The organism is Paenibacillus tarimensis (assembly GCF_021532315.1).
Taxonomy (GTDB): domain Bacteria; phylum Bacillota; class Bacilli; order Paenibacillales; family Paenibacillaceae; genus Paenibacillus_I; species Paenibacillus_I tarimensis.
Window position 1 is genome coordinate 24809 of the sequence record NZ_JAKGAO010000013.1, and the last position, 21102, is coordinate 45910.

17 protein-coding genes are annotated in these 21102 nt (G+C 50.1%); 8 read left to right on the forward strand and 9 right to left on the reverse strand.

Translation table 11 applies throughout. The features are described from left to right. Positions 1-16 precede the first annotated feature (16 nt). Complete coding sequence (locus L1N82_RS14950) at positions 17-418, reverse strand: hypothetical protein (RefSeq protein ID WP_235288256.1); 402 nt, start codon at positions 416-418, stop codon at positions 17-19. Between the two features lie 256 nt (positions 419-674). Between L1N82_RS14950 and L1N82_RS14955 the strand changes: the two genes are divergently transcribed. From L1N82_RS14955 to L1N82_RS14970, 4 genes are read left to right on the forward strand one after another with little or no spacing between them, the layout of a single operon-like run. Then, entirely contained in the window at positions 675-1763 is a 1089-nt protein-coding gene (locus tag L1N82_RS14955) for a mannose-1-phosphate guanylyltransferase (RefSeq protein ID WP_235288257.1), read from the forward strand. Further along, on the forward strand, positions 1760-2809 hold the full coding sequence (locus L1N82_RS14960; protein ID WP_235288258.1) for a glycosyltransferase family 4 protein: 1050 nt from the start codon (positions 1760-1762) through the stop codon (positions 2807-2809). The genes L1N82_RS14955 and L1N82_RS14960 overlap by 4 nt, the downstream gene beginning before the upstream one ends. Further along, positions 2806-3786, forward strand: a complete 981-nt coding sequence (locus L1N82_RS14965; RefSeq protein WP_235288259.1) for a GDP-mannose 4,6-dehydratase — start codon at positions 2806-2808, stop codon at positions 3784-3786. Before L1N82_RS14960 ends, L1N82_RS14965 begins: the two co-directional genes overlap by 4 nt. Before the next feature lie 13 nt (positions 3787-3799). Then, positions 3800-4900, forward strand: a complete 1101-nt coding sequence (locus L1N82_RS14970) for a glycosyltransferase (RefSeq protein ID WP_235288260.1) — start codon at positions 3800-3802, stop codon at positions 4898-4900. Between the two features lie 396 nt (positions 4901-5296). Here L1N82_RS14970 and L1N82_RS14975 read toward each other — a convergent pair whose 3' ends face one another. Continuing rightward, positions 5297-6511, reverse strand: a complete 1215-nt coding sequence (locus L1N82_RS14975; RefSeq protein WP_235288261.1) for a polysaccharide deacetylase family protein — start codon at positions 6509-6511, stop codon at positions 5297-5299. 179 nt (positions 6512-6690) lie between these two features. Between L1N82_RS14975 and L1N82_RS14980 the strand changes: the two genes are divergently transcribed. Beyond that, the gene (locus L1N82_RS14980; RefSeq protein WP_235288262.1) at positions 6691-6930 is read left to right on the forward strand and encodes a helix-turn-helix domain-containing protein; all 240 of its coding nucleotides are present in this window, start codon (positions 6691-6693) and stop codon (positions 6928-6930) included. A 337-nt stretch (positions 6931-7267) separates the two neighbouring features. On the opposite strand, the gene L1N82_RS14985 is transcribed toward L1N82_RS14980, so the two are convergent. Next, positions 7268-9238, reverse strand: coding sequence for a stalk domain-containing protein (locus tag L1N82_RS14985; RefSeq protein WP_235288263.1), 1971 nt, complete (start codon positions 9236-9238; stop codon positions 7268-7270). Between the two features lie 408 nt (positions 9239-9646). Beyond that, positions 9647-10903, reverse strand: a complete 1257-nt coding sequence (locus L1N82_RS14990; RefSeq protein WP_235288264.1) for a copper amine oxidase N-terminal domain-containing protein — start codon at positions 10901-10903, stop codon at positions 9647-9649. 312 nt (positions 10904-11215) lie between these two features. Between L1N82_RS14990 and L1N82_RS14995 the strand changes: the two genes are divergently transcribed. Both L1N82_RS14995 and L1N82_RS15000 read left to right on the forward strand, forming a co-directional pair. Next, positions 11216-12331 (forward strand): NADH-dependent flavin oxidoreductase, encoded by a 1116-nt coding sequence (locus L1N82_RS14995; RefSeq protein ID WP_235288464.1) that lies wholly within the window; start codon positions 11216-11218, stop codon positions 12329-12331. Between the two features lie 303 nt (positions 12332-12634). Further along, a complete protein-coding gene (locus L1N82_RS15000; protein ID WP_235288265.1) occupies positions 12635-13939 on the forward strand; it encodes an N-acetylglucosamine-6-phosphate deacetylase in 1305 nt (434 codons plus the stop codon). Between the two features lie 50 nt (positions 13940-13989). Here L1N82_RS15000 and L1N82_RS15005 read toward each other — a convergent pair whose 3' ends face one another. The 3 genes from L1N82_RS15005 to L1N82_RS15015 are packed head-to-tail and all read right to left on the reverse strand — an operon-like array spanning position 13990 to position 16488. Next, positions 13990-14964: a LacI family DNA-binding transcriptional regulator gene (locus L1N82_RS15005; RefSeq protein ID WP_235288266.1), complete on the reverse strand. Its 975-nt coding sequence runs from the start codon at positions 14962-14964 to the stop codon at positions 13990-13992. Further along, on the reverse strand, positions 14957-15589 hold the full coding sequence (locus L1N82_RS15010; RefSeq protein WP_235288267.1) for a YczE/YyaS/YitT family protein: 633 nt from the start codon (positions 15587-15589) through the stop codon (positions 14957-14959). The genes L1N82_RS15005 and L1N82_RS15010 overlap by 8 nt, the downstream gene beginning before the upstream one ends. Beyond that, positions 15589-16488, reverse strand: a complete 900-nt coding sequence (locus L1N82_RS15015) for a Cof-type HAD-IIB family hydrolase (RefSeq protein WP_235288268.1) — start codon at positions 16486-16488, stop codon at positions 15589-15591. Before L1N82_RS15015 ends, L1N82_RS15010 begins: the two co-directional genes overlap by 1 nt. A gap of 171 nt (positions 16489-16659) precedes the next feature. On the opposite strand from L1N82_RS15015, the gene L1N82_RS15020 reads away from it, so the two are divergent. After that, a complete protein-coding gene (locus L1N82_RS15020) occupies positions 16660-17595 on the forward strand; it encodes a DMT family transporter (protein ID WP_235288269.1) in 936 nt (311 codons plus the stop codon). 69 nt (positions 17596-17664) lie between these two features. On the opposite strand, the gene thrS is transcribed toward L1N82_RS15020, so the two are convergent. After that, positions 17665-19413, reverse strand: coding sequence for a threonine--tRNA ligase (thrS, locus tag L1N82_RS15025; protein WP_235288270.1), 1749 nt, complete (start codon positions 19411-19413; stop codon positions 17665-17667). 696 nt (positions 19414-20109) lie between these two features. Continuing rightward, entirely contained in the window at positions 20110-21057 is a 948-nt protein-coding gene (locus L1N82_RS15030) for a prominin family protein (protein WP_235288271.1), read from the reverse strand. Positions 21058-21102 lie beyond the last annotated feature (45 nt).

Below are 21102 nucleotides of genomic sequence, written 5' to 3' on the forward strand. Positions count from 1 at the left end.
ATGGCTTCCTCCCTTCTTAGGCTGCGTCAACCAGATTGATATTGGACAGCGGAATGAGCACAACAGCACCCGACGGCTCTTGAACCTGCACAAAGTCCGTTCCTACTGTAACGATCTCACCCGTAATAGTTCCCGCGTCCGTATCAATCGTAGCCGTGGTGCCGATTAATGCGGTCAGCTGCTCACGGACTGCTTCTATAGGCGCTGTCAGCAGACTCAACTCAGCCTGAACGTCCGCAAGGGTCGTCGTTACGGATAATAATTGGCCTGTAAGCGCGTCAATGGCGGTAGTCGATTGCACAGACTGGCTCTGCAGCTCGCTCACCGCAGTGTTCACATAGTTGACTTGATTAATAAGACCACCAAGATTCAAGGTGACCTCTTCCACCTGCTCGCGGATCAGGCTTACGTTAACCATGAGCTCATTCACTAAGTTCGCCAGAGCGTTTAGTCTCTCATCAAGACTTCTTACTGTAGTCTCCAAGGCTTCCACATGCTCACCCCTCATGTTTGATATGTAGCAAGGTATGTAGTCCGCCTCATGCAGGCAACTCGTCTCTGTAAAGTTGGGGGAAATGCCCATATACTGGAGAATTGTGTCAAAAGCCGTGCCTTCCGGTCCGTTTGATCCATAGGGTAAGAAGAGTCTACTTATGGGTTAGGGGGACTTGATCTTGAACGTAAAAGCAGTGATCCTTGCCGGAGGGCAAGGCACTAGATTCTGGCCTTACAGCAGCAGCGAGCGGCCCAAGCAGTTTCTCTCCGTCCTTGAGGAGAAAACGATGCTGCAGGCGACCTACCAGCGTCTTCTGCAGCTGCTCCCGCCAGAAGATATCTATGTCGTTACCCTGCAGACATACGTGCCTCTTGTAAGCAGCCAGCTTCCCCAGCTGCCCGATTATCAGATTATTGTTGAGCCGGCAGCCCGGGATACAGCTGCGGCAATCGGTCTCGCCGCAATCCGTCTACTGGATCAAAGCCAGGACCCTGTGCTTATCACGCTTCCTGCCGACCAATATATTGGCGATAATGAAGCCTATATTTCGGCGCTTAAATCTGCCGCCGATTTTGCTGCTCAAGAACGGCGTGTGGTTGTTACACTTGGCATACGGCCGGATCGTGCGGACACGGGGCTCGGGTACATCAAGGCCGGCCCTGTGCCGCCTGATACAGAACCTGGCGGATTCATTCCAGCAGCCGGCTTCACGGAGAAGCCCCCGCTGTCTGTTGCCAAGCAAATTTATGCTGATGGCATGCACTACTGGAACAGCGGGACGTATATATGGAAAGCAGCTACCATATTGGGACTGATGGCAGAGCATATGCCCCGGCTGCATAAGACTCTTCACCAAATCCGGAACCTGCCTCCTGCCGAGCAGACGCCAGCTTCCCTAACGGTCTCCAAGCTGTACGAACAGCTCGAGAAGCAGTCTATTGACTATGGCGTGATAGAGAAGTGCTCGTCTCTCTTCATGCTGCCGGTTCATTTCAAATGGGATGATCTTGGCAGCTGGGGAGCCCTGGAGCGAATCAGCCCAAGCGACAGCTCCGGCAACGTAATCCATGGCAAGCACGGAGGTTCCGAGACGGATAACTGTACCATATTTAATGACACGGATACCCTCATCGCTACGGTCGGGATTAAGGACCTGGTTATTGTGAAAACGGATGAGGCTACTCTGATCTGTCATAAGAGCAAGCTCCAGAATATTCGTCATCATCTGGAGAACGTGCGTAAAGCCTTACAGGATGGACCGTTATGAAGCCGCGAATTATTTTCGTATTGGAAACGACGGGGCTTGCGGGAGGCATCAAAAATGTATTTGAACTGGCAGACCGTCTTGCCTTGCGCGGTTATCAGACCGAAATTTACGCACTTGGAGGCATTCCCCGCTGGTTTCCTCTGAACGCTCCACTTAGGCAGTTTCCGAATTACCACCATCTTCTGCGCGAGCTCCGCAGACAGGATGCCCTAAAGGTGGCTACCTGGTGGCGTACCGCACCGGTTGTATGGTCCAGCTGTGATCCGAGGCTTGGAGGCAGAGGCGTACCTTACTATCTGGTACAGGATATTGAGGAGTATTACTATCACTGCCCGGACCGTCCCGATATCCGTGAGCAGGTTTTGGCTACTTACCGGCTTCCTGTGAACTATCTGACTATCTCAGAGTGGGTCGAGGAGCAGCTGCTCAGCCGGTTCGGACAGCGGGCATCGCAGATCTCGATCGCTATAGACCAGGATCTGTTCAACCCTTCAAGGCGGGATGCTGCGCATAATCCTTACCAAATTGCCGCCTGCAGCCGCAGGAGCCAGCCTCTTAAAGGGTATTCGGTGACCCGGGAAGCTGTCCGGCTGGTTCACTGCAGGTTACCCGGCATTCAATTCCTCACCTACGGGACTGAGACGGAGGATATGCCGGAGCTGTCCCACCAGCATGTTCAGGCTCCTGATGACCAGCATGTGGCAAGCATATATGCAAACAGCGGCGTATTTGTACAGACCTCCCGGCATGAGGGCTTCGGCCTGCCCATTCTGGAGGCGATGGCTTGCGGCACGCCTGTAGTCTGCACCAAAGCTGAGGGCAATGAGGAGTTCTGCAGGGACGGATGGAACTGCCTGCTCGTAGACAAGGATGATGCCGAAGCGGTGGCGTCCGCTATAGGAAGGATTCTGTGCGACCGGCATCTGGCCGGTCACCTAGCAGCTAACGCTGTGCAAACAGCCAGGCAGTATAACTGGCCGGCTGTTCTGGCAAGGCTGGATGCGGCACTTGTCAGCAAATATTGTAAGGAGGAATATGGAGGATGAAAGCACTCATTACCGGTATTACAGGCTTTGTCGGCAGCCATCTTGCCGAGTATTTACTGGCCAAAGGGCACATTGAGGTTCATGGGAGCTACCGGCTTCGCAGCCGCATGAACCATATTCGGCATCTGCAGTCCAGCATTCATCTGACTGAATGTGAGCTTAAGGACCCTCATTCGGTCAGCCAGATGATTCAGTCGGTCCAGCCGGACCTGATCTTCCATCTCGCCGCCCAGAGCTTCGTCCCCACTTCCTGGAATTCTCCAACCGAGACGCTGGTGAACAATATTGCAGGCCAGGTTAATCTATTCGAAGCCGTCCGCAAGCAGGGCCTCTCGAGCAAGATCCTGATCGCATGCTCCAGTGAAGAGTATGGCCTCGTGCATCCGGAAGAGACCCCTATCAAGGAAACGAACCCGCTTCGCCCGTTAAGTCCGTATGCGGTGAGCAAGGTCGCGCAGGATTATCTGGGCTATCAATATCACGAGAGCTACGGGCTGCATGTCATCCGTACACGCACCTTCAATCACACAGGCCCGCGCAGGGGCGAAAGCTTCGTTACATCAAACTTTGCCAAACAGATTGCCGAGATTGAGCTTGGTCTTCGGCCGCCGGTTATCCACGTAGGCAATCTGGAAGCCAAGCGTGATTTTACCGATGTGCGTGATGTTGTGAGAGCTTACTGGCTTGCCCTTGAGAAGGGGGTGCCCGGAGAGACGTACAATATTGCTTCCGGCACTGCTTATAAAATATCCGACATGCTGCAGCTCCTGCTGTCTCTCTCCGGCCACAGCATCAAGATTGAGACGGACCCGGCGAGACTGCGCCCATCCGATGTCGAAATCCTGCTTGGTGATGCCAGCAAATTCAGCGCGCAAACCGGCTGGAAGCCGGAAATCCCGTTTGAGACCACGATGAAGGACCTGCTTAATTATTGGCGCACAGAGCTTCGTACTGCAGGCGAGGCTCCTCAGGCCTAAGGGGTGAAGACAGATGAACGGCATTAATCTTATCGGTTATGCGGAAGCGGAGACCGGGGTCGGTGAATCCTGCAGGCTGGCTGCCAGAGCGTTTAAGACTGCCGGCATCCCCTTCGGCATCGTCAAGGTGACCAGGGGCAATATATCCCGGTCACAGGACCGTTCCTGGTCACATCACTTGATTCCCAAGCCGGTATACCGCACCTCCGTCTTCCATGTCAATGCAGATCAAATGCCGGTTCTTCATCAGCTTGATCACGTGCTCTGGTCATCAGCGGATTACATCATCGGGTACTGGCATTGGGAGCTGCCTGAATTTCCGGACCTCTGGCTGCCGAGCTTTAAGGTCGTGAATGAAGTGTGGGCGCCTTCCGTCTTCGTTCGTGACAGCCTGGCTGCCAAATCGCCCGTACCTGTTACGCTCATGCCGCATGGTGTTCAGGTTGATATCCCGCAGGAGCTGAAGCGCAGTTATTTTGGATTACCGGATCATACCTTCCTGTTCCTGGTTATGTACGATATGCTTAGCTTTCAGGAACGCAAAAATCCATCGGCTGCCATCGATTCCTTCCTGCGGGCCTTCCAGCCGGAGGACCGTTCGGCAGCTCTAGTCATTAAGGTGAATCATGCCGACCAGTCGCCCGACGACATGAAGCGGCTGCTCTCGAAAATAAACGGGCGTCCGAATATCTGCATACTGGACCGGACACTCAGCCGCCATGAAGTCAACAGCCTGATTATGGCGGTGGACAGCGTCGTCTCGCTGCACCGCTCCGAAGGCTTCGGCCTGCCACTTGCAGAAGCCATGTATCTTGGCAAGCCGGTAATTGCTACCGGCTGGTCCGGTAACATGACCTTCATGAATACGGGCAATTCCTGTCCCGTCAACTACAAGCTTATCCGGGTTGGCCGGGATTACGGTCCGTATAAGCGCCATCAGGTATGGGCGGAACCGGACATTGAGCATGCAGCACACTACATGCGGCGGCTCGTCACCGAACATACATGGCGGCGGGCTCTCGCAGCTAAGGGATGCATGTCAATCCGACGCGGGTTCTCGCCCGAAGCCGCCGGGCTCCGCATGAAGAAACGGCTGGCCGCTCTGGGCCGCTAAACAGCAAGAAGGCTGACCCATCAATGCATGTATGGGTCATTCCCCCGTCAAGTAGACAGTATAGATGGGCTTTGAATTATTCGGTGATCTCTTCCTGGTATTCCACGGTGGGAGGTCGCCGGGCTTATTTGGGAATGGTTCTTCGTTGCCGAACCGAATGTATTAGCCAATGAGTTTGCGGGCATGGGTCATATCTTACTCTCACCCCGTTTTCGTGATACCCCATCATAGGGTAAAAAAAGGTACAGTCTTTCAATTTCTTGAAAGATTGTACCTTTTTCTAAGGGATGAACTTTTTTCAGTGACCTCAGATAACACTAGATCTTTTTTCACTGCCTACCATAAGGAGAATATATCATTAGAGTCTAGTCAGGTCAGACTTCCCCATCCTATTTATCATAGCCTTATGCTGTTCCTATTCTTATCCAGTCGAGGATTGTACCCAAACATTTCCGAAAATTGACGGACAGGAAGCCATAAGGTGCTGCCGATGGTAATTGGCTTAATCTCATTAAAAAGAATTTCTTTCTTTTCGTAGAAGACCTTTATCGGTAAAACAGTTTTTTTCTTTAATCCCGTTTGCATATCTTTTAGCATTTCGACGCCATTGTTATCCCGATTTCCGGCATTTATGCGATTACCATTTAAAACTCCCCGAGTTACGACCCCAGGCTTTACTGTAAATGTTAACTTGATCCCTATCTTTTCTGCAATGTCAAGCACATCTTGATTAAATGCTCCGTAAGGAAAAGCGATCATGCTGTATTTGTTGCCAAGCTCTTCTTGAAGTCTTTTTTCTGCCCGTTCTAGATCTTTCTTTACTCGTGAGCGGTATTCTTGGAGGGTTTCCTTACGTTTCTTCTCTTTAAGATACAAACGGTTAGAGAGAGCAGGTTTTTTCTTATCTTGACCCGCATCTAAAGTTCCGTAGTAATGGGAATCATACGTATGATTATAGAAACTCATTCCGTTCTTCTTCATTTCTCGCATTTGATCCCAGGTTACTTTTGGAATTCCATAAGGTTGGTCAATCCATTTTACAATAACAAAGTTGGTGGCTGGATAATTAAATTCCCTCAGTATTGGGTATGCTAGCTCGTAGAAGCTCTGATAACCGTCATCAAAAGTGATTAGGACGGCGTTAGCCGGAATACTTTTTTTCTTTAGCATGAACTCTGCATACTGATCCATACTAATAACATTAAATCCCTCGTTTTTTAAACCTTCCATCTGCTTTCGAAAAGAGTCGACATGGAGTTCATTCTTTTCACCTTGTCGTTTTGTAATATTATGATACATCAATACAATCACTTGATCCTTATAATAAACAGGAGAGTAATTAACACTACTACCTTGACTCTTTGTAAATAAGAGCGTCTTCTTCTTCTTATCATAACTCGATTTAAGACCAATATTTTCGAAAAAACCAGCTGGCAAATAGTAGTTGTTATTAACTAGCAGCATTTCTTGTTCTTTGACAATCTGATCACCCATGATAACTTCCATTTTCTTATAATCTGTTTGTGAAATTGCGGCTGAACTAAACATAGTAGTCGAACTGATAATGGATAATCCACAAATCAAGCTTACTATTAATAACCAACGTTTCAAGATTACACGCCCTTTTCCCCTATTGGTCCACTTACTCTATTAGTATAATTATAGGAGAAAACAACCACAGCGTCTGTCGACTTTACGTAACTTTTGTCTGAATTTGCAGATTGACTAGTTCTTAGTGCTCATTGTATTATATTGGTATTGGATTGAGATTGATTGAGGAAGTGGTAGTGGTGGGGTTACAGAAGGAATTTGGTTCCCGTGTAAAGGAGTTACGTTCCAAAATCGGTCTCTCACAAGAAATCTTAGCGTATCAGGCCGGTCTTGATCGAACATACATTTGTGGTGTGGAACGTGGACAACGCAATATAAGCTTAGAGAATATTGGAAAAATTGCCGACGCCCTGCATGTACCCATTGCCCAGTTATTTCCAGACGAACTCTCTTATAAGAGAATACCGCAACCTGAATAAACAGTGATCGCGCTCATAATCAAACTCATAAGCAGTCCATCCTCAACCGAGGGCGGGCTGCTTTTTGCTCGAATAGCTTCGCCGTTCGTATGACGTTTATAACGAACGCGGTTAGGCAGGCTTGTAATCGCATGCGGAATAGACCCCGGTATCTGTACTACCCGGGGTCACTTCAAAAGTGATAATACTTATAATTTCTTCTTCCGTCATGGCGATAGGTTTTTTTGTAACCGAAAAATGATTTACTCTTGCTCTTCCAGCGCGCATCCAGTTCGACAGATACTGTCCAAAACTATAGAAGTTGAACTATAGTTTAGAGAGACAACCTGCTTCATACCTAATGTTGCTGGTAAGGAATAAATAGAAAATTAATGGGTAGATTGCTGCCTGAGGCAGGAGTGAACGTAATGGTTACCGACTCCGTTTCTTCCCCTGTTTTATAGAGAATGGCTGCCTCGTCAGGATTTTTGAGAATACTTCTTTCGGTTGTATATATAACTCTTCCATTTACATTAAAAGCGCCGGCATAATGACCCCCTCGAGGATTGACCACAATTGCCGTATAAGGATTAACGTTGGTCAATTCAACCGTATAGAGCACACCGTTATTCCCGTCATTAGACATTACATCGCCAGTTGTTCTATCAAAACCAGAAAGGCGAGTATCAACTATCTTGTCAGTAAGGATCATTCGTTCCTTACGAAGACCAACAGGTTGTACCACCGTCAACGTCCGGTTGGCATCTTCAAATGTCCCTCTCACATGCTTGCCATCTCGATTAAGCAGCGGGAGAGTCGGAAGACGTTTATCTAAATCCTCATTCGCATTAATTATAACGACCTCAATTTTAATATTCGAATCGACAGCAATGTCTGCATACATCGTTACAACAGAACCCGGGTTAAGTTGGTTCTTATTAAGTTCTGGGATAATGATCTTGCTTGTACCAGCAGGTATGATTACCTTAACAGGAGGTTTAGCAGCTACGTGCGATTCGAGAAAGCGACCAACTGCCTGTTTCCCAGTGGTCGAGACATAGGTGTAGGGTCCCCCTATTCCAACGTGTTCAATATTCACCCCAACGGGATTCTTATTAACATTAGTCGCTACTAAAAACACTCGCTTCGAAGAATTTGTTTTATTCTGATGATGAAGGAGAAAGCGAACCTTGCCCTGGACGATATCTTTATAGTAGATCCCTTCCTCATGAATCATTTCAGGACTATTACTTCTGATGAGAGTCTGTGTGTATGAGGAAGTTGAATAATCAACCTGTGGATACTCTCTGACCTCTGAACCGTTAAAAGTATACTTGTCACCTTGCTGCCGATACACAACATCAAATAGATCCTTCGGATAGAGAAGTTCCTCTGTAATCTCTATCGTCTGTGTGTATGTACTTTTTTCACCATGGGCATCAGTTACGGTTAATGTAATTTCTTTCTGGCCGGGCTCAAAGTAGCCATCCTCTCGGTTGAGCCATTCGGTATGCACAATCCGATTTTCATCATCCGTACTCAAATCTCTATATTCAATCCATTCGCCCATCTTATAAGTGTGTTTATCCGTCTCAAAATAAGCTGTTGGAGGCTGATTGGGCGGCTTGACCTCCAACTGAACAGCAAAGGGTTCACTCCATTGTCCAGTATTATCCTTTACCCATCTTTTCACGGTATAGGTACCAGCCTGATCGAAGGTAACGCTCTTTCCTTCCCAGCGCTCAGCCACAATAGCTCTTCCCTGTGCATAGGTAGCAAGATCTTGGTATTCGACTGCGGTTTGTTGAGCATAAATCTCACTCGGAGTGACTTTAAAGGCAGCGACCGGCTTGACATTTAACATTATTTCAATCATTTTACTATTCTTGTTAGTCGAAACCTTCATTTGAGCATTAAAGAATTCCACAATTGGTCGGACTGGGAGCATTAATGTTCCTTTCTCCACATAGGGATTATCTCTGACGAACTTACTTCCATTTATAATATAATTATTAGAGTTAATGCTGAAATGCACTTGCGTCTCCGCATTTTTCAAAGTGTATGTACCTGCCTTACCATTGTAACTTAATTGTAGCTCCATACCAGCGGCGAGTGCTCTGGCAGTTGCATAAGTCGTCCCTTTTAGCAGTACTGAAGGCTGTTCCGCTGTAAAAGCCCTGCCTTTATGTAGCATCTTCTTTGTACCAACCTCTATAACAAATGAATCAGAATTGGATTTAGAAGCTGCTGCTGCGTTTGTTAATGTGGTCGGTTGAAGTAATAGCAGTAGAAATAATGTTACAATAAGGCCGCGAGTGAAGTTTTTCATTGTATCCTCCTGTAGTGTTATGCAGTGCTATTAAACTTTTATATTAAGTAGTATACTCATCATTCTTCATTAAGTTGCTGTAGTTAATTAATATTTCTGCAAATTAAATATTTAGTGCACTAGCGCTGCATAAGCCACCCTTCCAGCATAGGTAGACAAATGCGAAAACATATTAGCCTACATACATAGCTACCAGCGTACCACTAGGTTTCGTTCGTTTAATCACTTTCACCCTACAGTAGATATTTTCCCAACTTCCGGCCCTTCTCTGATGGCACAAAAAATCCCCTATCGATTCGACAGTCTATGCAACCTTAACATAAGGTCTTATTTCACTGTCTACCGATTGGGGATTATATCAGCTTGCCTTGATGATCCAGCCTTCCATTCATGCACCGATTACTGCGGCTATGGCTTCGTTGTAATTGTTACTGTCATCGCATTCTTATCCCACTCCACTACAGCTCCAAGCGCCTCGCTGATGAACCGGAGCGGCACCAAGGTATGTCCGTTTACGGACCGGGCCGCTGCCCCAAGCTTCACCGTCTGGCCGTTGACTACCGCCTGCTTGCTGCCCAGCTTCAGACTGATGCTCGTTGCCCCCTTGCTCGCCTTAACAGTCTTCGAAGCGGCCGTATAAGTCACTTCCGCACCGAGCCGCTCAAAGATCGCCCGCATCGGCACCATTGTGCTGCCGCTTACCAGCATCGGCGGCTGGGCAAACTGCTGAAGCTCGCCATCGATATAGACCTTGATGCTATCAAGGTTAAGGACGAGCGGTTTTACCTGCAGGCGCTCTCCCGTTATCTTGGTGCGGATAGTGTTCAGCTCTTTCACTGCCTTCTCCCGCTTGTCCAGGATCGCCGCCAGAACGGATTTCTTAGTACCGCTGATGCTCTCCATCGCCGTCTTCCGTACAACTTCCAGCTTGGACAGCGCATTGCTGCGGCTTTCCGCAAGCTTCTCTTCGCCTTCTGACAAGATCTCGTTGATCTTCTTCTCCGCTTCACTCTGGCTGAGAAAACCTTCCTTGTAGTACCACATCGTACTTGTAACGTAATTCACATTGGATTCGTTCTTCAGTTCCATCATCGTGCTGGGGGAGTAATTCTCGTTCATCTCATTCTTATAGGACCACATCGTGCCGGTCGTATAGTTCGGGTTAATTTCATTACCGTATTTCCACATGGCGCTTGGGCTGTAGTTCGGATTAATCTCGTTATGTAATTTCCAGTGGGCGCCCGTGCTGTAATTTTCATTGCTCTCCGTGGCATATGCCCACATAGCACCGCTTAAAAAGTTTGGATTCATATCATTGCGATAAGACCTGAGCAGACTGTCGTACTCGTTACTGGAACCGTAAGCCCGGTCCAGACGGTCGTAATCCTCCTCGAAGAGCTTTGTTAAATAGGCGAGATCTTCCTCTAGCAGCCGCGTCAATCTCTCCTGTTCAGCTTTCTGCTCCTTCAGATACGATTCATAGGCCTTTTCTATGCTGCCAAGGTCCTTCTCATAGAGCTCCAGGTACTTGTTCTGGAGATTGTTATACTTCTCCTCAATACGTTCGGCAAACTGCGGGTCATAGGCAGCATGTGCCTGGCCAGGCACGCCTGCAGCAAGCAAGCAGACCGACAGCATGAAGGCCAGCCATGTTCTACGTGTCATTTTCATCCGGTTACATTCCCTTCCTTCCTCTGATGCAAATCATATTTAAGATATCGACATGAATCCTTCGGTCTTTGGACATCCTAATCCTGCCTAAGTTACCAAAACAGTTCTTTTTTCCTAGATAGTAAAGTATAAGGAAGATCAGATGCTTACTTTTACTAACCTGCTTGATTTATTAAATTGTATGCGATATTATTACAGTTGTGGTTAAGTGTAATTGCAAATGTTACAGTTGAAAACCGGTACTTGTCTGTGTGCCGGCCGGCTTACCGGGGTACATAAAGTTATTGAGGAGGTTGTTATATGTCTATGAACCAGAAGTTTGCTCCACTATTCGAAACCTTCACGCTCAATGGTGTCGAGCTCAAAAACCGGATTGTGATGGCACCCATGACGAATTTCTCGTCCAATCCCGACGGTACCGTATCTGATCCCGAAATTGAGTATTATGCACGCCGCTCCGGCGGGCCTGGCATGGTCATTACAGCATGCACGTTCGCTACACCGAACGGCAAGGGTTTCCAGGGGGAATTCTCCGCTGTATCCGATGACATGATTCCCAGCCTGAGAAGACTGGCTTCCACTATTCAGTCCAAGGGCGCAAAAGCAATTCTGCAAATCTTCCATGGCGGCCGTATGTGCCCGCCTGATCTTGTAAGCAGCGATGTCGTCAGCGCAAGCGCGGTAGGCTCCGACCAGAATCCTAATGTCGTGCCAAGAGAGCTTGATGATAGGGAGATTGAAGCCATCATCCGTGACTTCGGCCAAGCAGTTCGCCGTGCTATTGAAGCAGGCTATGACGGGGTGGAAATTCATGGCGCCAACGGCTACCTGATTCAGCAGTTCTTCTCCCCGCATTCCAACCGCAGGGAAGACCGCTGGGGCGGTTCGCTTGAGAAGCGTATGACCTTCCCGCTCGCGGTTGTGGATGAGGTAAAACGAATCGTGGCCGAGCACGCCAAGCAGCCGTTCATCGTGGGCTACCGCTTCTCGCCTGAAGAGCCGGAAACACCGGGTATTACCATGGATGACACGCTGGCCTTCCTGGACATTCTGGCTGACAAGCAGCTGGATTACCTGCACATCTCGCTGATGGAGTATGACTCCATGCCAAGACGGAGCGCGATAACCGACAAAACGCGGCTTGAGCTTGTGCTGGATACTGTCGGCAGCAGGGCTCCTGTTATTGGCGTCGGTTCCATTCTCACCCCTGATGACGCGATTAAAGCAATGGAAACCGGTGTTCCGCTGCTCGCCATCGGACGTGAGCTGATTATGGACCCGGATTGGACCGAGAAGGTGCAGTCTGGCCGGGAGAAGGAAATTCGGACAGTCATTGAGAAGGATAAGCAGCAGGAACTGGTTATACCAGACCCGCTTTGGCAAGCAATTGTAAATACTCCAGGCTGGTTCCCAGGCGTCTAAGCCTGCAGCCATTGCTTCGTGACCAAGGAGCTCTGTCCCTTATAAGGGGATAGGGCTCCTTTCTATTCCCTATTCCTTGACATGGTACCCGTTTCATACCCTACACTGAAAGAAGAACACCATGCCGGCGCAACACTTTCTTATTGTTAATAAGAAAGCGGCGTTACGGCTGGTGTTTTTGGAGTTTACATAAAAATTATATCGATTTCCAAATAAAGTATTGTTATGGTACTAGTTCCATATTTTACAATTCCCTTTGAGGAAAAGGGTTCCTCTACTTCTCTACCGAAAGGGGAATAAATGATGAATAAAGCTTTGGAGTTCACTTGCCCTTCTTATCTGGGCTCCGATGGTGTATTGAAGATTTCCCGTATCAGCTACCGAGATCAGCAATGGGTGGATTTCGAGCTTGGTGAACAAGGCTTGTTTCGCAAGTCCGGCGCTTACCTTGTCGGCGCCCTCCCCATGGAATTCCATTGTCATGGAATCGGCGACTATGACTTTAGCGATCTGGATGAACTTGATCTCGAACAGGTAAACCGCCGGGCCGAGCAGGAGGGTATCTTCTGCCTGCCTTCCATTTTCCTCCCGCATAATCAATTGGATCAATTCCTGGCTTTTATGAAGGAGTTCCACGAGCACAAGAAGCAGAGCCGGTATGCCAACATCCTTGGTATTTCCTTGGAGGGACCTCTGCTGGCGAGCTTTGCAGGAACACCCGAGAAGGGCAACTGGGCACCTACCAAGAGCGAATGGGAGAAGCTGGCTTCCTGCGGCCAGCTTGGTCTGATCTACACCGTCCTATCACCGGATGCCATGACAGAACAGTCCTACTTGAAGCCTCACATGACGGCGGAACATCCAGGTATTGAATGGATCGTGGACACGCTCGTTGAAGCAGGCATCAAGCCAGCTCTGGGGCATTTTCAGAAGGCTTATCCCGAGGAGACGGCCAAGCTCATTCATAAGGTTGTAGACACGGCTCAAAGACGCAGCCGTTTCGCTGGACCTGATGCTGTACTGACGGATCATCTCTTCAATGACATGCCCAACACCTTCAAACACAGCTGGCGGACGCCCGCGGAACGCATGAACCGAATCGAACAGCTGCGGCAGGCGCAGCTTAATGAATGGAGCTTGGATACAATCAACCAGAAGGTAGGAGAAGTACCTGGCACGCTGATCCACTATGCCGCGGAAGGCCAATTGACTATCTGCATGAATTTTGACAGCGAGCATGTTGATCTGGAGGTTGCGCGCAGGGTTGTGGAGCTGACTGGCTCGAAGAGCATCATTGCCATGACCGACCGTATAGATACGGATTCCATGTGCGGACAACCTCTGGAGAAAATGGAGGGCAACAACCTGTGGTATCAGGGGAAGGGCTATGTTGCAGCAGGCTCCTATACAATCGACCGGCTTATGCACAATATTCGGGCCATCGGGTTCAGCGAGCAGGCCGTATGGGATATGACTTCATTAGTTCCTCTCCGCGCTTGCGGGTATCTGGATATTCTGGAGAGAATGGATTTTAAGCCGTACAGCTATATGGATGAGACAAAGACCCGGCATCACTTCAAGGCCCGAATGCCCCAGCTCGTGTCCTAAAATAACAGCAAGACAACAGAAGCCTGCGTGAGGTTGTCATGCAGGCTTCTTCAAGTAGATTGTCTGACCACGAGTTCAAGCTCCAGCGTCTGATCCGCTGGACGTTCAGCTTCCGTCAGCATAAGGTGGAGTGCTGCCGCAGCTGTCTCCCCCATCTGCACAATCGGCTGCTGAATGGTGGTCAGATCCATTACTTGTGCTATGGGCTGGTTATCGAAACCGATAACCGCCAGCTGTTCCGGCACCTTGATTCCCTGCCTTGCCGCCTCCTTGATAAGACCAGCGGCCACATAGTCGCTTCCCACTACCATGGCCGAAGGCGCTAGGGACTGACCGGCAATGGATGCTGCAACAGCAGAGCCGTCTTCAACAGAATATTTCCCTTCAAAATACCAATCGTCCCGCCAATCCAGGCCATAAGCCTCAAGCAGAGCACTAAATGCCTTCTTCCTGCTGATTCCAATCCCGCTTATCGGGTTGCCGATGCAGAGTCCAATCCGCCGATGTCCTTTGGAACGTAAGTGATCCACCGCCATCCGGATTCCCGACTCATGATTGACGAGAACCTTGGTAATCAGGCGGCTGCCTGATGCTTCACAGGATACGATACTCCCGTAATGCGACAGCTCATCCAGAGCTGCTGCAGGCAGCATACTTGACCCCAGTATGAGACCGTCAATCAGCTTGTACTTCAGCATGTTGAAGAACTCAATCTCGTGACCCGGATCATAATTGGATTGATGCACCAGTAGTCTGTAATGATGCTTGTGGCAGCCTCTTCCGATCCCCTCGATCAGGTTGCTGAAGAAGGGGTGGTTAATCGTCGGAACGATCACGCCGATCACATTGGTCTTTCCCCTAGATAGGTTAACGGCGTTTAGATTCGGTACATAATTCAAGTCCTGCATGGCCTTCAGGACGGCCTCCCGCTTATCCGGCTTCACATAGGGATGGTTATTCAGCACCCTGGATACGGTCGTGCGAGAGACTCGCGCCCTGCGGGCAATCTCGGTAATGTTACTCATCCATACTCCTCACAGTAAATGATCGCGGCACTCCGGCCTTGCTGAGCAGCTGGTCGAACAGGCCTACGAACAGGCCCAGACACAGCACTACGATAATTGTACCAAGACCAACCGGCCCCTGCCACATCACAGCAAGGATGAAAGCGGCAATCTCGCCGATTGTCTTGGTCACATGAATGCCCCACCCGGTCCGCTCCGTAATGGCCAGCATAAGCTCATCATTCGGCACTGTAGGAAGGGAAGCCCTCAGATAGATGACAATCCCCAAGGCCAGCACGCTCAAACCGCCCACAAACAGAACCCACCGCAGAACAAGCGGCTGAACCTCCATAGAGCTTAACAACCCCAGATTAAGCAGATCGACGAATAGGCCAATAATGAGAATCGGAATAAGACCGGTTAAGTTAGGAACCCTTCTCCTGATGATGCTGTTCACGAAGATTAGAATACCGCCGACGATAAAAACCCATGAACCGACGGTGAGGCCTATGCGTTCGGATAAGGCTACGTTCAGCGCATCCCAGGGAGCGATGCCAACGTTTGATTTTATCATGAGAACTACACCTGAAGACAATATGAACAGGCCAGCCAGATAGATTAAGCACCGCTTAACCAGACTCGGCATCAGGACTCACTTCCAATCAGCCCGCTTCGGCCTGGTTCCTGCTGCGGCTGCAGGATCAAGCTGTGAAAGGCATGTGCTACACCGCATTCCTGGTTGGACAGGGTATGATGTGTGGCAACCTGCACAAGCTCTCCTCTCGCATTCCCCATGGCAATTCCGGTGCCGGCCACACGGAACATCGGCAGGTCATTCTGATTATCACCGATCACAATGGCCGAATCCGTGCTTGCGCCGTAGTGCTGGCAGATCGCCTGCAGAGCTGTCCCCTTATCCACGCCTGTACCCATCACTTCCAGGTTATACGTCCCCGAACTGGATACTACGCAGCCCTTAATCCCCTGCAGATAAGCACTGGCCTTGGCGAGCAGCTCCATATCCGGTGAAACGATCATCAGCTTGATAACATCCTCGTAATCATTCGCCCCGATGCTTCCTTCCACTTCCTCAAGGCCGTATTGATAGACCTGCGCCTTGATCGACTCCCAGAAGATATCCTCGTTATAAGTAGGATCAGCAGCCAGTACCTCCTTGAGCTGATTCTCCAGCAGAGAAATTCCCCTGTCCGATACCTTAATGGCATCCGGAAGGTAGACCTGACAGTACATGCCCTTAGCATTCAACCACGCGAGCACCGCCCTGACTGTCTCCCTCTCCATCGCATGAAGGCTTAGCAGCTGGTCATCCACACATATCTGTGCCCCGTTGGAGGCAATAACCGGACAGCTCAGCCCATACCGGTCTAGGATTTGCCGGGCATCGAACAGTGCCCTACCCGTTGCAATAATGACAAGCAGGTCTTCCCGCTGCTGGGCTTCTCTGATAGCCTCCACATCCTTCTGATGAACGGTCAAGTCATCAGAGAGCAGTGTACCATCCAGATCAATCGCTATTATCTTCATTCGCTTTCCCACCCTTCCAGCTATGCTTGGCGCATCGCTAGTATAAAGTATGGAACGCGTTTCACAGCAACCCCCCGATAAGCTGCACCTGCCTGGAGGACAGATGACCCCGCCTTGTTTTTGTATTAAAATACTTCTAACGCTTATTCATTGAAAGGTTCGATTCTTACTATGAGAGAAATTATGATTGGCATTTTGGCCTCTATGTTCTTTGCTGTAACCTTCATACTTAACCGCTCAATGGAGCTGGCAGGCGGCAGCTGGCTGTGGAGTTCATCACTGCGCTTCCTGTTCATGCTCCCCTTTCTCTTCCTGATCGTACTGCTGCGCGGAAACATTAAGCCCGTTCTGCAGGAAATCAAGCGGCAGCCCGTCCGCTGGTTCGGCTGGAGCTTTGTCGGTTTCGTGCTGTTCTACGCTCCCATCACCTATGCAGCCGCTTATGGACCAGGCTGGCTGGTTGCAGGAACCTGGCAGCTCACCATTGTGGCAGGCGTCCTGCTGGGCCCGCTGTTCTACCATACCGTTCAAACCAGCTCCGGTCCTGTAAAGGTCAGGCACCGTATCCCGGGCAGGGCTCTAATCATCTCTCTGTTTATCCTGGCGGGGATTGTAATGATTCAATTCCAGCAGGCCGGGGATATCACTCCCGGGCTGCTCGCTGCCAGCGTGCTTCCAGTCGTCCTCGCCGCTTTCGCTTATCCGCTCGGCAACCGCAAGATGATGGAGGTTTGCGGAGGCAGACTGGATACGTTCCAGCGGGTATTCGGCATGACGCTCGCAAGTCTTCCCTGCTGGCTTATTATTGCAGCAGCCGGCTATATAGAGGCTGGCCCGCCGGCAGCTGAACAGCTGCTGCAAACCTTTATCGTTGCAGTCTGCTCCGGTGTAATCGCCACGACGCTCTTCTTCATCGCAACCGACCGTGTACGGAATGATCAGGGTAAGCTGGCTGCAGTCGAAGCAACCCAATCCACGCAGGTCATGTTCGTCATGGCCGGAGAGGTTATATTCCTGTCGGCCCCGCTGCCTGGCGGAGCTGCCTTGACGGGCTTAGCTGTCATTATGGCCGGCATGCTGCTGCACAGCTTGTACTCCCGAAGGTAAGCCGCGTCTGAAGAGATAACCAAGACTTTCGCACCTGTCCGATTATCAGCTCCTGCCAGACTCCTATTCTCATCTCTCAAGGATACCTAGAAGCCGGGATAGGAAGACCTCGAGCTTCAGCTGCTGCTGCTGCTCACTGCCGCGCGCCCGAATTGTCACCGATCCGTCGGCCAGCTCCTTATCGCCTATGACCGCGATATACGGAGTCTTCTGCAACTGGGCCTCCCGGATCTTGTAGCCCAACTTCTCTTGGCGTTCGTCAAGCTCCGCTCTGATGCCCTCCTCCTTCAGCAGCCTGCAAACTTCCGCGCCGTAAGCGGCATGCCGGTCTGCGACAGGGATCACGACGACCTGAACGGGAGCCAGCCAAGCAGGGAACGCGCCCGCATAATGCTCGATCAGAATACCGAGGAAACGGTCGATCGAGCCGTAGACCGCACGATGAATGACAATTGGCGTCTGCCGTTCATTGCGCTCATCTACATAGGACAGGCCAAACTTTTCCGGCATCTGGAAGTCCAGCTGTATCGTAGCGCACTGGTGACTGCGGTTCAGCGCATCCTTGATGTGAAAATCGATCTTCGGCCCGTAGAAAGCACCATCCCCCGGGTTCAGACTATAGGGCAGACCGGAATGCCCGAGTACCTCTGACAAGGCTGCCTCCGCCGCTTCCCACTGTTCATCCGACCCCATAGACGACTCGGGTCTTGTGGACAGCTCCAGGCTGTACTCGAAGCCGAATATGCCGTACATCTCCTTGATCAGCTCAATGGCTCCGCCAATCTCCTGCGCGATCTGATCCGGCCGTACGAAGATATGCGCATCATCCTGGCAGAATGTACGAACACGCAGCAGTCCATTAAGCGCGCCGCTGAATTCATGACGATGCACCTGGCCAAACTCGGCAAATCTTATCGGAAGCTCCTTATAGGAGTGAAGCCTGTTCTTGAACATCAGCATGTGGCCCGGGCAGTTCATCGGCTTAACCGCAAACTGATGATGATCCAGCTCACAGAAGTACATATTCTCGTGATAATGATCCCAATGCCCCGACTGCTCCCACATCTGCCGGTCCATCATGATCGGTGTCCGCACCTCTTCATAACCATATTTCTGCAGAAAACCCCGCGATAGCGCCTCCAGTTCATTCCGGATGACAGTTCCCTTCGGCAGATAAAAGGGCATCCCTGGCGCTTCATCCGCGAACATGAACAGCTGCAGCTGCTTACCGAGCTTCCTGTGATCCCGCTTCTGGGCCTCCTCATATGCAGCCAGATAGTCCTCCAGCTCCGAAGAACAGCTGAACGCCGCTCCATAGATCCGCTGAAGCACCGGCCTGCTGCTGTCTCCAAGCCAATAAGCGCCTGAGACACTCAACAGCTTATAAGCCGGTAGTTCTAGCTGCACTGCATCCAGAGGCAGGGACAGCACATCCATAAAGCCGCCTTCTTCGATAAGACTGAGCGGGTAATCCTGATCCAAACCCTTAACCCATTCAGCCTTCAAGTGCTCACCCGACGCTTCCAGCAGGCGAACTGCCTCTTCTCGAGCAACCCTTCTCCATGACAGTGACGACCTGGAAGAGGCAAGCCGCTTCATGTCTTCCTGAATTCCCGCCAGATCCTGTTCCGTCAGGGACTGGGGAACCTCCAGGTCATAGTAAAATCCATTACTCGTAGCTGCTGCAATCCCCAGCCTTGCACCCGTATGTCTCCGCTTGACTGCCTGGGCAAGACGAACTGCTGCCAGCAGCCTCATTTGTTCCAGTTGGCCCTGCTCCTTAGACCGTTCCCGGCCATTCATTTGTTCATCGTACATGTCCAATCACTCCTGCTCGTCATATAATTTTATGTGAACACAAAAAAGCACGCTATCCGCATAGGGACGAGCGTGCTCGTGGTTCCACCCAAATTCAATCCGCCGCCAGCAGCTTCAAATAAGCAGCAGGCAAGCAGATTCTCTGACTTCTGTAACGGGAATTCCCGGCGCTCCATACTCTCACTCCTGCCAAGGTAAGCAGGCATGACATGATTTGGGGAGCGCGGCTGCAAGGTGGTATATGCCTGCGATTGCCGTAAGGGAGTTTCAGCCGGTGCTCCCTCTCTCTGTCCCGGTATCTCTCATTCATCATGGTCCTTGGTCATAGCCTTTCACGATCATCGGCCGGTAAAAACAAAAAACACGCTGTCCGCATAGGGACGAGCGCGCTCGTGGTTCCACCCAAGTTTAATCTGCTGCTGCATCTATTGACACACGCAGGCAGATCCTCTGAAAATCTGTAACGGGAATTCCCGGCGTTCCATACTCTCACTATTGCCAGGTAAGCAAGCGTTCGTGATTTGGGGGACGCAGCTGCAAGGTGGTACAGACCTGTGATTGCCGCAGGGAGTTTCAGCCGGTGCTCCCATTCTCTGTTCCGGTATCTTCCATGACTGGTTGTCCTTGGTCATCGCTGTTGATTAGTGCCTATTATAGAATCCGCAATCTTGAATTGTCAACTGATTAATTGATCCGCTAAACTGCCGGCCCCATTAATAACCGTTTTCTTAAAGCACCTAAATACAAGAGCACCAGCAAGCAGACAAACACGCAATAGTAAGGGTCCCACCAGGCATGCGTGCGAAGAATGTCCGCTTGTGATAAAGCTGACATCAAGAAGATCAGCAGACCCAAGGATATGACATACTTCGGCCAGGCATAGGACCATGTAAAACTAAAGATCGTGGTGTACGCCACAGCCAGCACAAGCCAATAAACCGTTACAAAGACCGTTGTGTCGCGGGATATATTCTCAAACCATCCGATATGGTATGTCCTGACTCCCAAGAATGCAATTGGCAGATACATCAGCGTACCCAGGATCGCTCCAGTAATCAGCACCAGTGTAACAAACAGCAGGAGGCCTTTCATCGGGCGCATAATACGGTTATACCAAGCCTTTGCCGTCAAATAATAGAAGGGCAGACCTAACGCCGTATAACCAATGCTCCACCAGTTGTGCCGGTAGATCTGCAAATGCAGAAACAACCACTCTACAGCCGCAAACAGCCCCGTAGTCACCACTATCCAAAGCCAGCCTTTACGGAATACAGCGATAGCGGCTGCAGATGAAGGCAGTATGAGAAAATTGGAAATACCTGACCCGATATTGCTGTCATAATATGAATTGTGCTTAATAAAACCCGGGTAATACTGGTAGCTTCCCAGCAGGGTAAAGATTACGAATTCTATACAATAGCTGACACCCACCATCCCCAAGAACAGCGCGAAGCTTCTATGATTTCTGCTCTTATAATAGACCAGGATCAATAAGACGACACTTATTGCCACCAAACCCAGATACCAGTATGAGCTGTAACGCACGGTAAGCCAATGCCTCCCCCTCAGGGATAAAAAACCGTTCCCCGGCTTGCTGTAAGCTGCTTTCTTTGCATATTCCGGTACGGTTACCTGCTTAGTCAATATAGTATGGCGGGCAGAGGCAAAGTATATGCGTATTCATGGGGA

Bases quoted from the DNA above. Each gene is read 5' to 3' on its own strand.
- L1N82_RS14965 (WP_235288259.1), top strand. From the start codon at position 2,806: ATGAAAGCACTCATTACCGGTATTACAGGCTTTGTCGGCAGCCATCTT.
- thrS (WP_235288270.1), bottom strand. From the start codon at position 19,413: ATGTACGATGAACAAATGAATGGCCGGGAACGGTCTAAGGAGCAGGGC.
- L1N82_RS15020 (WP_235288269.1), top strand. From the start codon at position 16,660: ATGAGAGAAATTATGATTGGCATTTTGGCCTCTATGTTCTTTGCTGTA.
- L1N82_RS15005 (WP_235288266.1), bottom strand. From the start codon at position 14,964: ATGAGTAACATTACCGAGATTGCCCGCAGGGCGCGAGTCTCTCGCACG.
- L1N82_RS15010 (WP_235288267.1), bottom strand. From the start codon at position 15,589: ATGCCGAGTCTGGTTAAGCGGTGCTTAATCTATCTGGCTGGCCTGTTC.
- L1N82_RS15015 (WP_235288268.1), bottom strand. From the start codon at position 16,488: ATGAAGATAATAGCGATTGATCTGGATGGTACACTGCTCTCTGATGAC.
- L1N82_RS14995 (WP_235288464.1), top strand. From the start codon at position 11,216: ATGAACCAGAAGTTTGCTCCACTATTCGAAACCTTCACGCTCAATGGT.
- L1N82_RS14970 (WP_235288260.1), top strand. From the start codon at position 3,800: ATGAACGGCATTAATCTTATCGGTTATGCGGAAGCGGAGACCGGGGTC.
- L1N82_RS14950 (WP_235288256.1), bottom strand. From the start codon at position 418: ATGGTTAACGTAAGCCTGATCCGCGAGCAGGTGGAAGAGGTCACCTTG.
- L1N82_RS14960 (WP_235288258.1), top strand. From the start codon at position 1,760: ATGAAGCCGCGAATTATTTTCGTATTGGAAACGACGGGGCTTGCGGGA.
- L1N82_RS14990 (WP_235288264.1), bottom strand. From the start codon at position 10,903: ATGACACGTAGAACATGGCTGGCCTTCATGCTGTCGGTCTGCTTGCTT.
- L1N82_RS14985 (WP_235288263.1), bottom strand. From the start codon at position 9,238: ATGAAAAACTTCACTCGCGGCCTTATTGTAACATTATTTCTACTGCTA.
- L1N82_RS15000 (WP_235288265.1), top strand. From the start codon at position 12,635: ATGAATAAAGCTTTGGAGTTCACTTGCCCTTCTTATCTGGGCTCCGAT.